The sequence below is a fragment of the Rhizobium sp. Root491 genome (assembly GCF_001427205.1).
GTDB lineage: Bacteria > Pseudomonadota > Alphaproteobacteria > Rhizobiales > Rhizobiaceae > Agrobacterium > Agrobacterium tumefaciens.
Genome location: NZ_LMFF01000001.1, coordinates 1291794 through 1304479 on the forward strand (window position 1 = coordinate 1291794; position 12686 = coordinate 1304479).

Genomic DNA, 12686 nt, shown 5'->3' on the forward strand with positions numbered 1-12686 from the left:
TCACGGGACATGGATTTAACGCTCCTTCGCATAGGCAACGCCACCGGCCTTGGGGGGCTTGGCGACGCCGATGAAACCGGCAAGCAGGATGCAGGTCAGAATATAGGGCATGGCCTGGAAAATCTGCACCGGCACTTCACCGATACCCGGCACGGATTTGCCCTGCATGAAGTTGGCGAAAGCATCCAGGAAACCGAAGAGGAGGCATGCGAACATGACCGGCACCGGCTTCCATTTCGCGAAGATCAGCGCGGCGAGTGCGATATAGCCCTTACCGGCCGACATGTTGGCGATGAAGGCCGCCGATTGCGCAACGGCTAGATAGGCGCCCGAAAAACCGCAGAGGAAGCCGGCAACGATGACGGCGCGGTAACGCATCCATGTCACCGAAATGCCCGCCGTATCGACCGCGCCCGGATTTTCACCCACCGCGCGCAGGCGAAGGCCGAAACGGGTGCGGTAAAGCACCCACCAGGACAGCGGCACCGCCAGAAAGGCGAGATAGGTCAGGATGTTGTTGCCGGAAATGACATTGGCGTAGAGCGGGCCGATGAAAGGCACTTCGCGCATCGCATCCGCACCAGGCAGGATGATCGGTGCGAAACGGCCTTCGCCAGGCAATTGCGGCGTGCGCCCGCCCTGCCCGAACCACGCCTGCCCCAGAACCACCGTCAGACCGGCGGCAATGAAGTTGAGCGCCACGCCCGACACGATCTGGTTGCCGCGATTTGTGATGACGGCAAAGCCGTGGATCAGCGAAAACAAGATGGAGACGGCAATGCCCGCAAGCAGGCCGGCCCAGGGATTTGCGGTGAGATAGGCGACACAAGCCGAAGCAAAGGCTGCCGCCAGCATCTTGCCTTCAAGTCCGATATCGAACACGCCCGCGCGTTCGGAAAACAGCCCGGCAAGCGCCGTAAACAGAAGCGGGATGGTGAGACGGACGGTCGAGCCGAGAATGCTGACCAGCATATCGAAGAAATCCATATCAGCTCACCCCTTTGCCAAGCGCTGGTAGATGCGGACGATCGCCGGCCGGTACATGTATTCGAGCGCGCCGGCAAACAGGATAACCAGACCCTGGATGACGACGATCATCTCACGGGTAATATTCGGCATCTCGAAGGAGAGGTCTGCACCACCCTGATAGAGAATGCCGAACAGCAGCGCCGAAAACAGGATGCCGAGCGGGTGGCTTCGCCCCATCAGCGACACGGCGATGCCGACGAAACCCGCACCGCCGACAAATTCCACCTGCAAGCGGGCGGACGCGCCCATGACCGGGTTCAGCGCCATCATACCTGCGAGACCGCCGGAAATGAGCATGGCAATGATGACGGTGCGCGCATAGGGAATGCCGGCATAGACGGCGGCCGAGGGGCTGACGCCGAGCGTGCGCATCTCATAACCGAGCTTGGTGCGCCAGATCAGCACCCAGACGAGAAAACACATGACCAGTGCGATGATGAAGGAGACGTTGAACGGCGCCGGCCCGAGCTTCAGGCCGAACAGCGCCATCAGCCAGTCGAGCTTCGGCAATTGCCCACCCGGCAGAAAGGTGCGCGTTTCCGGCGCCATCTTGCCCGGCACGATCAGCACGTTCACCAGCAGATAGACCATCAACGCCGCAGCGATGAAGTTGAACATGATGGTGGTTATGACGACGTGGCTACCGCGTTTTGCCTGCAGCCATGCCGGAATAAACGCCCAGGCCGCGCCGAAAACCGCAGCGCCGATGACGGCGAAGGGCATAGTCACATACCACGGCACATAACGGTCGAGCGCCAGCGCCACCAGCGCCGCGCCCAGTCCGCCAATATAGGCCTGGCCTTCAGAACCGATGTTGAACAGACCGGCATGGAAGGCGACCGCCACAGAGAGGCCGGTGAAGATGAAACTCGTCGTATAGAACAGCGTGAAGCCGATGGCATCGCCACGACCTAGCGCCCCTTCGATGAGCAGGCGAAGCGCCGCGAGCGGATTTTCACCGATCGACCAGACGACGAGGCCTGAAATCAGAAATGCGGTAACTACATTTAAAAACGGCAGGAGGCCGTAGGTGATCCAGTTTGGCAGGGGTACGGAAGCGGTGCTCATTCATGCCTCATGCGGCGATGCCGGCCATCATCAGGCCCAGCGTCTGTTCTTCGGCTTCCGCCGTTTTTTCTCCAACGACACGCCCGGCGAACATGACCATGATCCGGTCCGAAAGGGAACGGATTTCATCGAGTTCAACCGAAACCAGCAAGATCGCCTTGCCGGCATCGCGCATTTCGATGATGCGGCGATGGATGAATTCGATGGCGCCGATATCCACACCGCGGGTCGGCTGGCCGATGATCAGCATCTTGGGGTCACGCTCGATTTCGCGGGCGACGACGATCTTCTGCTGGTTGCCGCCGGAAAAATTGGCGGTCTTCAGCTGCGGGTTCGGCGGGCGGATATCGTATTTCTCGATCTTTTCGACCGCATCCTTGCGGATGGCCTCGGGGTTGAGGAAAGGGCCTTTGCCGTAACGCTCGTCATGGTGATAGCCGAGGATGGAATTTTCATATTCCTCGAATTTCAGCACCAGCCCCATATGGTGCCGGTCTTCCGGAATATGTGCGAGACCGAGTTCGCGCAGAATGGACGGATCGGGCCGGTCAACCTTCTGCCCGGCCACCCATATCTCGCCCGAGTAAGGCTTGCGGATGCCTGCGATCGCTTCGAGAAGTTCGGACTGGCCATTGCCGGCCACACCGGCGATGCCGACGATTTCACCGGCGCGGACATCCAGCGAGACATCGTCCACCATGGTGACGCCCCGGCTGTCCTTGACGGTCAGATTACGGATGGAAAGGAGAACCTCGCCCGGCGTCGTCTCGCCTTTTTCCACCCGCAGCAGCACGCGACGGCCGACCATCAGTTCGGCCAGTTCCTCAACGCTGGTTTCGGAGGTTTTGCGGGTCGCCACCATTTCGCCGCGGCGCATGACGGAGACGGAATCCGTGATCGCCATGATCTCGCGCAGCTTGTGGGTGATGAGGATGACGGTTTTGCCCTGCTCACGCAGGACACCGAGGATCTTGAAAAGATGATCGGCTTCCGCAGGCGTGAGAACGCCGGTTGGCTCGTCGAGGATCAGGATTTCGGCGCCACGATACATGGCTTTCAGGATTTCGACGCGCTGTTGCAGGCCGACCGGCAGTTCTTCGATCACAGCATCCGGATCGACTTCCAGCCCGTAGTCGTCTTCAAGGCGCTTCAACTCCTTGCGCGCAGCCGCCCTGCCCTTGGCAAGCGATGCGCCGCCTTCCGCGCCCAGCATGACGTTTTCCAGCACGGTGAAATTTTCCACCAGCATGAAATGCTGATGCACCATGCCGATGCCCGCACTGATCGCAGCCTGGCTGTCGCGGATCGATACCGGCGCACCGTTTACCCGGATTTCACCGGCATCTGCCTGGTAAAAACCGTAGAGGATCGACATCAGGGTCGATTTTCCGGCACCGTTTTCCCCGATGATGCCGTGGATCGTACCCTTGGCAACGGTCAGGTTGATATTCTTATTGGCGTGAACGGCACCGAATTTTTTATCGATGCCCACGAGTTCGATTGCTGGGTCCATACTCAAACCGAAACCTCTCCGAAGGCTGGATATGAAAAGGGCGCAAGGTGAAAAATCACCATGCGCCCCAGACACATATCATATCATTTCGGGCAGGAATTGTCCGCCATATAGTCATGAACCTTGATGGTGCCGGCAATGATGTCGGCCTTCGCCTTGTCCACGGCGGCGGTCATTTCCGGCGTGATCAGGGCCTTGTTGTTGTCGTCGAGAGCATAGGCAACGCCGTCTTCCTTGACGCCGAGAGCAACGATGCCGGGGGTGAACTTGTCGTCCTTGGCATCCTTGTAGGCGTTGTAGACGGCCAGATCGACGCGCTTGACCATCGAGGTCAGAACCGAGCCGGGGTGCAGGTGGTTCTGGTTGGAATCGACGCCGATCGAGAATTTCTTGTTGTCGGCAGCGGTCTGCAACACGCCGATACCGGTCGCACCGGCTGCCGCGTAGATCACGTCAGCGCCCTGGTCGATCTGGTTCTTGGTCAGTTCGCCACCGCGCACCGGATCGTTCCAAGCCGCACCCGTGGTGCCGGTCATGTTCTGGAAGACTTCGATCTTGTCGTTGGCAGCCTTGGCGCCCTGCGCATAACCACAGGCGAATTTACGGATCAGCGGAATATCCATGCCGCCGATGAAGCCGACCTTACCGGTCTTGGAGGCCATGCCTGCCAGAAGACCGACGAGATAAGAGCCTTCGTGCTCCTTGTAGACGACCGAGCGGACATTCGGCAGCTCGACGACGGAATCGACGATGACGAACTTGGTGTCAGGGAATTCGGCTGCAACCTTTTCCATGGCCGACGTCCAGGCGAAGGACACGGCAACAACCGGGTTAAAGCCCTTGCTGGCGAAGTTGCGGATAGCCTGCTCACCCTGCGTATCGCTGGTCGGTTCAAAATCGCGGAACTCGATGCCCGTTTCTGCCTTGAACTTTTCAGCGCCAGCCGCGGCGGCTTCGTTGAACGACTTGTCGAACTTGCCGCCCGTACCATAAACCAATGCCGGCTTGATATCGGCAGCAAGCGCGGAAGCCGACATGGCGGCGAGCGCAAAAAGCGTCAGAAGGGATTTTTTCATTGTGCAGCCCTGTTGTTGCAATTGATATTTTAAGGGTCCTCCCGCAAACCCGTTGACCGGGAATGTCTGCGGAACCGCCAGCCGTTATCCCGGCTGTGCTTGGCTCATATCCTTGCATGGCTCAATGAAAAATTCATCCGGTTTTTTTGACCCGGTGGAAAAACTTTATTCTGGCGTTTTTTTGGTCTTTCCACCTGGGCAACGTGCAAAAAATCTAGTCGATATTGCAGCTTACGCCGGTTCCCCTGAGCCCGCAGTAACCGCCCGGATTCTTGGCAAGATATTGCTGGTGATAGTCTTCCGCGTAATAAAATGTTTCAAGCGGTCCAATTTCGGTGGTGATGGCGCGGCCATGCCCCGCCTCGTCCAAAGCCTGCTGAAAAGCGTCGTGCGCCTTCTGCGCCTGCTGCAACTGGCCTTCGGTATTGGCATAGATGGCGGAACGATAGGTCGTGCCGACGTCGTTGCCCTGCCGCATGCCTTGCGTCGGATCATGCTCCTCGAAGAATATCTTGAGCAGGCCTGACAGCGAGATGACGGCCGGATCGTAGACGACCTTGACAACTTCGGCGTGGCCCGTCTGGCCCGTCGTCGTCTCCTGATAGGTGGGATTGCGGGTAAAACCGCCGGCATAACCCACCGCCGTCACCCACACACCTGGCGTCTGCCAGAACAGGCGCTCCGCACCCCAGAAGCAACCCATACCCAGATAGATGATTTCCAAACCATCGGGATAAGGCCCCTTCAAGGGCCGGCCATTGACGAAATGGGGCTCGGGCACGGCAAGCGCCTCTTCACGGCCGGGCAAAGCCGTCTCTTCGGTCGGCATCGTCGTCTTTTTTGAAAGCGTATCGAACAGGAACATTCGGTCCTCCGTGCGGCCGATTATGCCGCTTCTCAGGGTTCACATCTGCGGGGCGCGCGCTGTTAGTTGATAAATTCAGACTGACGAACGCCTCATCACTTTGCGCTTCCTGTAACCGGCCATCCAGCAAAGCAGGGATAGCGCGAGGAAAAAAGCAAATGCCGGCAGTCCCGACAGGGCATTTTCAATGAAGCGCCACGCTTCAGGGTGAATATAGTGAGCCAAGGCCGTTTCCACCATGGTGCGCGAGGCAGGAAGAAGATAGTTCCAGACGGACAGGATGCCGGTGATATTGACCGAGGATGTGGAAACCGAGCGGATCGAATCGAGTACGCCAAGAAAAACAGCTGCAATGAGAAGAAGAAAGCTCAAAAACCGCAAAAAAGCTTTCATCAGGATACCTCGGTTGCGGCCCGTCGTTTCGACAGCCATGTTTTGAAAGATATATATTGCATCGATAAAGGCGGGAAAACCGGTTTGCAATCGCATCGGAAGGCAGGAAATTGCCGACAATTCAAAAAACTGTCAGATTCGTGTTGATCCCAGCGAATTCATCGGTATATATCGCGCCGTTCCAGTGATTTGCATTCCTCAAAACATGCAGATTTGAAAAAAGGACAGGTGGCCGAGTGGTTTAAGGCGCACGCCTGGAACGCGTGTGTGCGTGAAAGCGTACCGTGGGTTCGAATCCCACCCTGTCCGCCATTTCACCTCACCTCAATGACTTTATAAACGCGCCTCCGCATCGCCATGACCGTGGCAGTCAAAGTCACGTTTTTGCCCTTCTGCATGCCTTGATGGCTATGCTTCTGCACAGACAGGGGTTTCATCCGCTTTTTTGCAGCGCTTCACCCTCTCTTGCGCCTTGCAGCAGGAAAAATCGCTCCTTATATACGCCGCATAACAGCAGCGAATACTGCAAATCCAAGTCAAGGAGTTGTCCATGGAATGCCTCACGGGGTTCCGACAGCTCGCTTCAAGGAGAGAAGAGCATGGCAAAAGTAATCGGTATCGACCTTGGCACAACCAATTCCTGCGTTGCAGTGATGGACGGCAAGGACACGAAAGTTATTGAAAACGCGGAAGGCGCGCGCACTACGCCATCCATGGTGGCATTTTCCGACGATGGCGAACGCCTTGTCGGCCAGCCGGCCAAGCGCCAGGCGGTCACCAACCCGACCAACACCCTGTTTGCGGTCAAGCGCCTCATCGGTCGCCGTTATGAAGACCCGACCGTCGAAAAGGACAAGGCTCTCGTTCCCTTTGAAATCGTCAAGGGCGACAATGGCGACGCATGGGTGAAGGCTCAGGACAAGAACTATTCCCCTTCGCAGATTTCCGCGATGATCCTTCAGAAGATGAAGGAAACGGCTGAATCCTATCTCGGCGAAAAGGTCGAGAAGGCCGTCATCACCGTTCCGGCATACTTCAACGACGCCCAGCGCCAGGCCACCAAGGATGCCGGCCGCATCGCCGGTCTGGACGTCCTGCGCATCATCAACGAGCCGACCGCGGCAGCCCTCGCTTACGGCCTCGACAAGAAGGACGGCAAGACCATCGCCGTTTACGACCTTGGCGGCGGCACCTTCGATATTTCCGTTCTGGAAATCGGCGACGGCGTTTTCGAAGTGAAGTCCACCAACGGCGATACCTTCCTCGGCGGTGAAGACTTCGACATGCGTCTGGTCGAATATCTGGCCGGCGAGTTCAAGAAGGATCAGGGCATCGACCTGAAGAACGACAAGCTCGCTCTGCAGCGCCTCAAGGAAGCTGCCGAAAAGGCCAAGATCGAACTTTCGTCCTCGCAGCAGACCGAAATCAACCTGCCGTTCATCACGGCTGATGCTTCCGGTCCGAAGCACCTGACGCTGAAGCTGACCCGCGCCAAGTTCGAAAGCCTGGTGGACGATCTGGTGCAGCGCACCGTCGCCCCTTGTAAGGCTGCCCTCAAGGATGCCGGCGTTACCGCTGCCGAGATCGACGAAGTCGTTCTCGTTGGTGGCATGAGCCGCATGCCGAAGGTGCAGGAAGTCGTCAAGCAGCTGTTCGGCAAGGAGCCGCACAAGGGCGTGAACCCTGATGAAGTGGTTGCCATGGGCGCCGCCATTCAGGCCGGCGTTCTGCAGGGCGACGTCAAGGACGTTCTGCTTCTCGACGTGACGCCGCTGTCGCTCGGCATCGAAACGCTGGGTGGCGTCTTCACCCGTCTGATCGATCGCAACACGACGATCCCGACGAAGAAGAGCCAGACCTTCTCGACCGCCGAAGACAGCCAGTCGGCCGTGACGATCCGCGTCTCGCAGGGCGAGCGCGAAATGGCACAGGATAACAAGCTGCTCGGCCAGTTCGACCTCGTCGGCCTGCCGCCGGCACCCCGCGGCGTTCCGCAGATCGAAGTGACCTTCGATATCGACGCCAACGGCATCGTGCAGGTTTCGGCGAAAGACAAGGGCACCGGCAAGGAACAGCAGATCCGTATCCAGGCTTCCGGTGGTCTTTCCGACGCCGACATCGAGAAGATGGTCAAGGACGCTGAAGCCAATGCCGAAGCCGACAAGAAGCGTCGTGCGGGTGTCGAAGCCAAGAACCAGGCCGAAAGCCTCGTTCACTCCACCGAGAAATCGGTGAAGGAATATGGCGACAAGGTTTCCGAAACCGACCGCAAGGCTATCGAAGACGCCATTGCCAGCCTGAAGACGGCCGTTGAGGCTTCCGAACCGGATGCCGACGACATTCAGGCAAAGACCCAGACCCTCATGGAAGTTTCCATGAAGCTCGGTCAGGCCATCTACGAAGCGCAGCAGGCTGAAGCAGGCGCTAACGGAGAAGGCGGCAAGGACGACGTCGTCGACGCCGACTATGAGGAAATCAAGGACGACAAGAAGTCCGCATAATCGCGTGACTTCCCGTCTCCTGTCGATACATGCAAGACATCCGGCTGCCGAAGTGCAGCCGGAAATCCATTTGCGAGGCTTGTTATCTTAATGGCGAAAGCAGACTTTTACGAAACACTCGGCGTCAGCAAGACCGCGGACGAAAAAGAGCTGAAAAGCGCCTTCCGCAAACTCGCGATGAAATTCCATCCGGACAAGAACCCGGATGATGCTGATTCCGAACGGAAGTTCAAGGAAATCAACGAAGCCTATGAAACGCTGAAGGACCCGCAAAAACGCGCGGCCTATGACCGTTTTGGCCACGCCGCCTTTGAAAATGGCGGCATGGGCGGCGGTGGTATGGGCGGCGGCGGTTTCGCCAATGGCGGCTTCTCGGATATCTTCGAAGACATCTTCGGCGAGATGATGGGCGGCGGACGCGCACGCCGCTCTTCCGGCGGTCGCGAGCGCGGCGCCGACCTTCGCTACAACATGGAAATCACGCTGGAAGAAGCCTTTGCCGGCAAGACGGCGCAGATCAGGGTTCCAACCTCGATAACCTGCGATGTCTGTTCCGGTTCCGGCGCAAAACCCGGCACGCAACCCAAAACCTGCGGCACCTGTCAGGGTTCCGGCCGCGTGCGCGCAGCCCAGGGCTTCTTCTCGGTAGAACGCACCTGCCCCACCTGCCACGGGCGTGGACAGACGATTTCCGATCCGTGCAGCAAGTGCCACGGCCAGGGCCGCGTGACGGAAGAGCGTTCGCTTTCGGTCAACATTCCCTCGGGTATCGAGGATGGCACCCGCATTCGCCTGCAGGGCGAAGGCGAAGCCGGCATGCGTGGCGGCCCGGCGGGCGATCTCTACATCTTCCTGTCCGTGCGTCCGCATGAGTTCTTCCAGCGCGACGGCGCCGATCTCTATTGCACCGTGCCGATCTCCATGACGACGGCCGCTCTTGGCGGCACCTTCGATGTGACGACGCTCGACGGCACGAAGTCTCGCGTCACGGTTCCGGAAGGCACCCAGCCAGGCAAGCAGTTCCGCCTGAAGGGTAAGGGCATGCCGGTGCTGCGTTCGGCGCAGACTGGCGATCTCTACATCCAGATCCAGATCGAGACACCGCAGAAGCTCAGCAAGCGCCAGCGCGAGCTGTTGCAGGAGTTCGAGCAACTCTCGTCCCAGGAGAATAATCCGGAATCGACCGGCTTCTTTGCCCGGATGAAGGAATTCTTCGACGGCTGATCTGCGGCCGTTACCCACCCAAAAAAAGCGCCGCCGTCTTTCGGGACTGGCGGCGTTTTTCGTTGATATCAGCCAGTAAAACCGCCCGCATCAAGATATTGCCGTTCCTCCGGCGTCGTTTCCCGCAGCAATATGTCGTTGCGATGCGGAAAGCGGCCAAAACGCGCGACGATATCGCGATGCTCTTCGGCATGGTGGAGATAAAGCCCGCCAAGCGGCCGGTTGAGCGTGCAGGCACGCTCCTGATCCTCGATGCTTTCCGAATGGGAAAAGGGCAGATAGAAAAAGACCCGCAAATCCTCGGTCACCGCCTGATCGTGGCCGCGATGGATGGCCTCGCTGGCGAACATGCGTGCCAGCGGATCGGTCGCATACATATGCGCTGTCTCGCGAAAGCAGTTACGCGGGAACTGATCCAGCAGAAGCATCAGCGCGAGGCTGCTTTCCGCACCGTCCAGCCAGCCATCCAATTCGCGCCTTGCAGCAGCAAAATGGGCATCGCGGAAACGGTCATGAAAGTGATCGTCGAAGGCGGCGTCCTTGTCGAACCATTTGTCCGGTCCTGCCTTCGTCCAGAAATCCACAATTTCGGCGGCAAGTGCGGCTGTATCGCTCCTCATCGGGTCTCCCTCAATCAATAATGCGGCGGCCGGGTGATTGCGGGTGCGTCCAGCGACTGCTCCTCAAGGCTCAGGAACCTTTCCGTCAACCGGTCGAGCTTGGCGCGGGTCTGTTCCACCACCTTCCACTGTTCCGTCAGCTGGTCGGACAGTTCCTCTATAGTCTTGGCCTGATGCGCGATCGTTTCCTCAAGCGCAATGATCCGTTTTTCGGTTTCCGACGTCATATCGACCTCTCTTTCCCGCCCTTCCTTGGCCCTAAAAAGCTTCAAGTCAACCATATGCCGCTTCGGTGAACCGGATTCCTCACAGCGATCCCATCAACGCAGAAACGCCGGCGACATTTCCATCACCGGCGTTCCGAATATTTCGAGACCTGCTCAGTCTTCTTCTACGAAAACCTCTTCGCGCTTTTTCTTCACGCTGGGCAGGAAGACGATGATCAGCACTGCCAGAGCAATAAACAGCAGGGTAGCGCTGATCGGTCGGGTGACGAAGGTCGTCGGATCGCCACGCGACAGGATCATGGCGCGTCGCAGGTTTTCCTCCAGCAGCGGCCCAAGCACGAAGCCCAGCAGCAGCGGCGCCGGCTCGCAGCGCAGCTTCACGAGCACATAACCAATGAAGCCGAAGAAGGCGACGGCGTAGAGATCGAAGACGTTGGAATTAACGCTGTAAACCCCGATGGCGCAGAAGGCCATGATGATGGGGAAAAGCACGTAATAAGGCACCGTCAGCAGCTTCACCCAAAGCCCGATCAAGGGCAGGTTGAGGATGACGAGCATCAGATTGCCAATCCACATCGAGGCGATGATGCCCCAGAACAGCGCCGGCTGCTCGGTCGCAACGTTCGGACCGGGCACGATGCCCTGAATGATCATCGCACCGATCATCAGCGCCATCACCGGGTTTGCGGGAATACCGAGCGTCAGAAGCGGGATGAACGATGTCTGGGCACCGGCATTATTGGCGGATTCCGGACCGGCAACACCGGCGACGGCACCGTGTCCAAACTCCTCAGGATGCTTGGAGACGCGTTTTTCGACGGTGTAGGATGCGAAGGCAGCGAGAATTGCACCGCCGCCCGGCAGGATGCCCAGTGCCGAACCGATGACCGTACCGCGCAGCACCGGGCCGACCATGGCCTTGAAGTCTTCCTTCGACGGCATCAGGCTGCTGACCTTGGCGATCAGCACCGAGCGCGTGCGCTCGTTTTCGAGATTGCGCAGGATTTCGGCGATACCGAATACGCCCACCGCCACCGCAACGAAATTCAGCCCATCGGCATATTCACGGATGCCGAGAGTGAAGCGTGGCGCACCGCTGTAGATATCCGTACCGACAAGACCGAGCAGCAGGCCAAGCACGACCATGGCCAGCGCCTTGACGATGGAACCATGGGCAAGCGCGATGGATGAGACAAGGCCGACGACCATCAGCGAGAAATATTCCGCCGCGCCGAATTCCAGCGCAATCGCCGTCAACGGCGGTGCAAAGACTGCCACGAGAAAGGTGGAAACCGTGCCGGCGAAAAACGAGCCGATGGCGGCAATCGCAAGTGCGGCACCCGCCTTGCCCTTGCGCGCCATCTGGTAGCCGTCAATGGCGGTAACGGCGGATGAGGATTCCCCCGGCATGTTGATGAGGATCGCCGTGGTGGAGCCGCCATATTGCGCGCCGTAATAGATGCCTGCGAGCATGATGAGCGATGAGACGGGCTCAAGCTGAAAGGTGATCGGCAACAGCATGGCGATGGTTGCGGTTGCGCCGATGCCCGGCAGCACGCCAATCAGCGTGCCGAGCAGCACGCCAATCAGGCAGAAAAACAGGTTTGCCAGCGACGTGGCCGTGACGAAACCGAGAGCAAGATTATCAAGCAATTCCATTACGGCACCTCAAAATTTAAGCCAGGGGCCGAAGCGCTGGAATGGCAGGCCGAGACCATAATTGAACACAGCAACGGAAAAGACCGTGATGGCGGCGGAAATAATGACGGCCATGAGCGGACTCATCTTGTGCGAGGCGAAGGCTGCGATAAGGGCGCTGAAAAAAAGCGCCGGTACGAAACCAAGCCCCCGGACCGTGAAACCGAAAAAGATCGGCGCGGGCAGGATGAAAAAAATCCCCCGCCAGGCGATTGCACCGAGGGCATCGCCCTGCACACGGGTGGCGCGAATGAATATTACCGCGCCAAGCAGGATCAGCACGATTGCCAGAACAAGCGGAAAATAACCCGGCCCCATGCGGAAGGCGGTTCCGATATCCAGCCCGAAAGACTGCAACGCAAAAAAAGCGCCAAAACCGATGAAAATTGCCCCACAGGCTGCCTCGGCAGGGTCAATGAAAAACGACTTCATGAAAGATGCCCCTCCACTGCGGCCGGCCACACACCGTTCC

The 12686-nt window shown here is 58.5% G+C and carries 12 protein-coding genes and 1 tRNA gene; 3 read left to right on the forward strand and 10 right to left on the reverse strand.

Going from position 1 to position 12686, the window contains the following annotated elements; genetic code table 11:
• Positions 1–15: 15 nt before the first annotated feature.
• The 6 genes from ASD46_RS06435 to ASD46_RS06460 form a co-directional block, all read right to left on the reverse strand.
• Entirely contained in the window at positions 16–987 is a 972-nt protein-coding gene (locus tag ASD46_RS06435; protein ID WP_003514401.1) for an ABC transporter permease, read from the reverse strand.
• A gap of 6 nt (positions 988–993) precedes the next feature.
• Positions 994–2097: an ABC transporter permease gene (locus ASD46_RS06440; protein ID WP_025592059.1), complete on the reverse strand. Its 1104-nt coding sequence runs from the start codon at positions 2095–2097 to the stop codon at positions 994–996.
• A 7-nt stretch (positions 2098–2104) separates the two neighbouring features.
• Entirely contained in the window at positions 2105–3610 is a 1506-nt protein-coding gene (locus ASD46_RS06445; protein WP_003514394.1) for an ABC transporter ATP-binding protein, read from the reverse strand.
• Between the two features lie 83 nt (positions 3611–3693).
• Positions 3694–4686 carry a BMP family lipoprotein gene (locus ASD46_RS06450; protein ID WP_003514392.1) on the reverse strand — a complete coding sequence of 331 codons (993 nt, stop codon included), beginning with the start codon at positions 4684–4686 and terminating at the stop codon, positions 3694–3696.
• A gap of 214 nt (positions 4687–4900) precedes the next feature.
• Complete coding sequence (gene msrA / locus ASD46_RS06455; RefSeq protein ID WP_025592056.1) at positions 4901–5551, reverse strand: peptide-methionine (S)-S-oxide reductase MsrA; 651 nt, start codon at positions 5549–5551, stop codon at positions 4901–4903.
• Positions 5552–5626: 75 nt separating this feature from the next.
• Complete coding sequence (locus tag ASD46_RS06460) at positions 5627–5944, reverse strand: hypothetical protein (RefSeq protein ID WP_013635245.1); 318 nt, start codon at positions 5942–5944, stop codon at positions 5627–5629.
• Positions 5945–6166: 222 nt separating this feature from the next.
• Here ASD46_RS06460 and ASD46_RS06465 point away from each other — a divergent pair.
• The 3 genes from ASD46_RS06465 to dnaJ all read left to right on the forward strand — a co-directional run bounded on the left by ASD46_RS06465 (position 6167) and on the right by dnaJ (position 9669).
• Positions 6167–6256: transfer RNA gene (locus ASD46_RS06465), tRNA-Ser, on the forward strand.
• 287 nt (positions 6257–6543) lie between these two features.
• Positions 6544–8445 carry a molecular chaperone DnaK gene (gene dnaK, locus ASD46_RS06470; RefSeq protein WP_003514373.1) on the forward strand — a complete coding sequence of 634 codons (1902 nt, stop codon included), beginning with the start codon at positions 6544–6546 and terminating at the stop codon, positions 8443–8445.
• 90 nt (positions 8446–8535) lie between these two features.
• Positions 8536–9669 (forward strand): molecular chaperone DnaJ, encoded by a 1134-nt coding sequence (gene dnaJ, locus ASD46_RS06475; RefSeq protein ID WP_025592053.1) that lies wholly within the window; start codon positions 8536–8538, stop codon positions 9667–9669.
• 68 nt (positions 9670–9737) lie between these two features.
• Here dnaJ and ASD46_RS06480 read toward each other — a convergent pair whose 3' ends face one another.
• The 4 genes from ASD46_RS06480 to ASD46_RS06495 form a co-directional block, all read right to left on the reverse strand.
• Entirely contained in the window at positions 9738–10289 is a 552-nt protein-coding gene (locus tag ASD46_RS06480) for a DUF924 family protein (RefSeq protein ID WP_025592051.1), read from the reverse strand.
• 14 nt (positions 10290–10303) lie between these two features.
• Positions 10304–10516: a SlyX family protein gene (locus tag ASD46_RS06485; RefSeq protein ID WP_013635242.1), complete on the reverse strand. Its 213-nt coding sequence runs from the start codon at positions 10514–10516 to the stop codon at positions 10304–10306.
• A 153-nt stretch (positions 10517–10669) separates the two neighbouring features.
• On the reverse strand, positions 10670–12175 hold the full coding sequence (locus ASD46_RS06490; protein WP_013635241.1) for a tripartite tricarboxylate transporter permease: 1506 nt from the start codon (positions 12173–12175) through the stop codon (positions 10670–10672).
• Between the two features lie 9 nt (positions 12176–12184).
• On the reverse strand, positions 12185–12646 hold the full coding sequence (locus tag ASD46_RS06495; RefSeq protein ID WP_013635240.1) for a tripartite tricarboxylate transporter TctB family protein: 462 nt from the start codon (positions 12644–12646) through the stop codon (positions 12185–12187).
• Positions 12647–12686: the final 40 nt, after the last annotated feature.

Coding starts and splice junctions, on each gene's coding strand:
- ASD46_RS06435 (WP_003514401.1), bottom strand. CDS start 987: ATGGATTTCTTCGATATGCTGGTCAGCATTCTCGGCTCGACCGTCCGT.
- ASD46_RS06440 (WP_025592059.1), bottom strand. CDS start 2,097: ATGAGCACCGCTTCCGTACCCCTGCCAAACTGGATCACCTACGGCCTC.
- ASD46_RS06445 (WP_003514394.1), bottom strand. CDS start 3,610: ATGGACCCAGCAATCGAACTCGTGGGCATCGATAAAAAATTCGGTGCC.
- ASD46_RS06450 (WP_003514392.1), bottom strand. CDS start 4,686: ATGAAAAAATCCCTTCTGACGCTTTTTGCGCTCGCCGCCATGTCGGCT.
- msrA (WP_025592056.1), bottom strand. CDS start 5,551: ATGTTCCTGTTCGATACGCTTTCAAAAAAGACGACGATGCCGACCGAA.
- ASD46_RS06460 (WP_013635245.1), bottom strand. CDS start 5,944: ATGAAAGCTTTTTTGCGGTTTTTGAGCTTTCTTCTTCTCATTGCAGCT.
- dnaK (WP_003514373.1), top strand. CDS start 6,544: ATGGCAAAAGTAATCGGTATCGACCTTGGCACAACCAATTCCTGCGTT.
- dnaJ (WP_025592053.1), top strand. CDS start 8,536: ATGGCGAAAGCAGACTTTTACGAAACACTCGGCGTCAGCAAGACCGCG.
- ASD46_RS06480 (WP_025592051.1), bottom strand. CDS start 10,289: ATGAGGAGCGATACAGCCGCACTTGCCGCCGAAATTGTGGATTTCTGG.
- ASD46_RS06485 (WP_013635242.1), bottom strand. CDS start 10,516: ATGACGTCGGAAACCGAAAAACGGATCATTGCGCTTGAGGAAACGATC.
- ASD46_RS06490 (WP_013635241.1), bottom strand. CDS start 12,175: ATGGAATTGCTTGATAATCTTGCTCTCGGTTTCGTCACGGCCACGTCG.
- ASD46_RS06495 (WP_013635240.1), bottom strand. CDS start 12,646: ATGAAGTCGTTTTTCATTGACCCTGCCGAGGCAGCCTGTGGGGCAATT.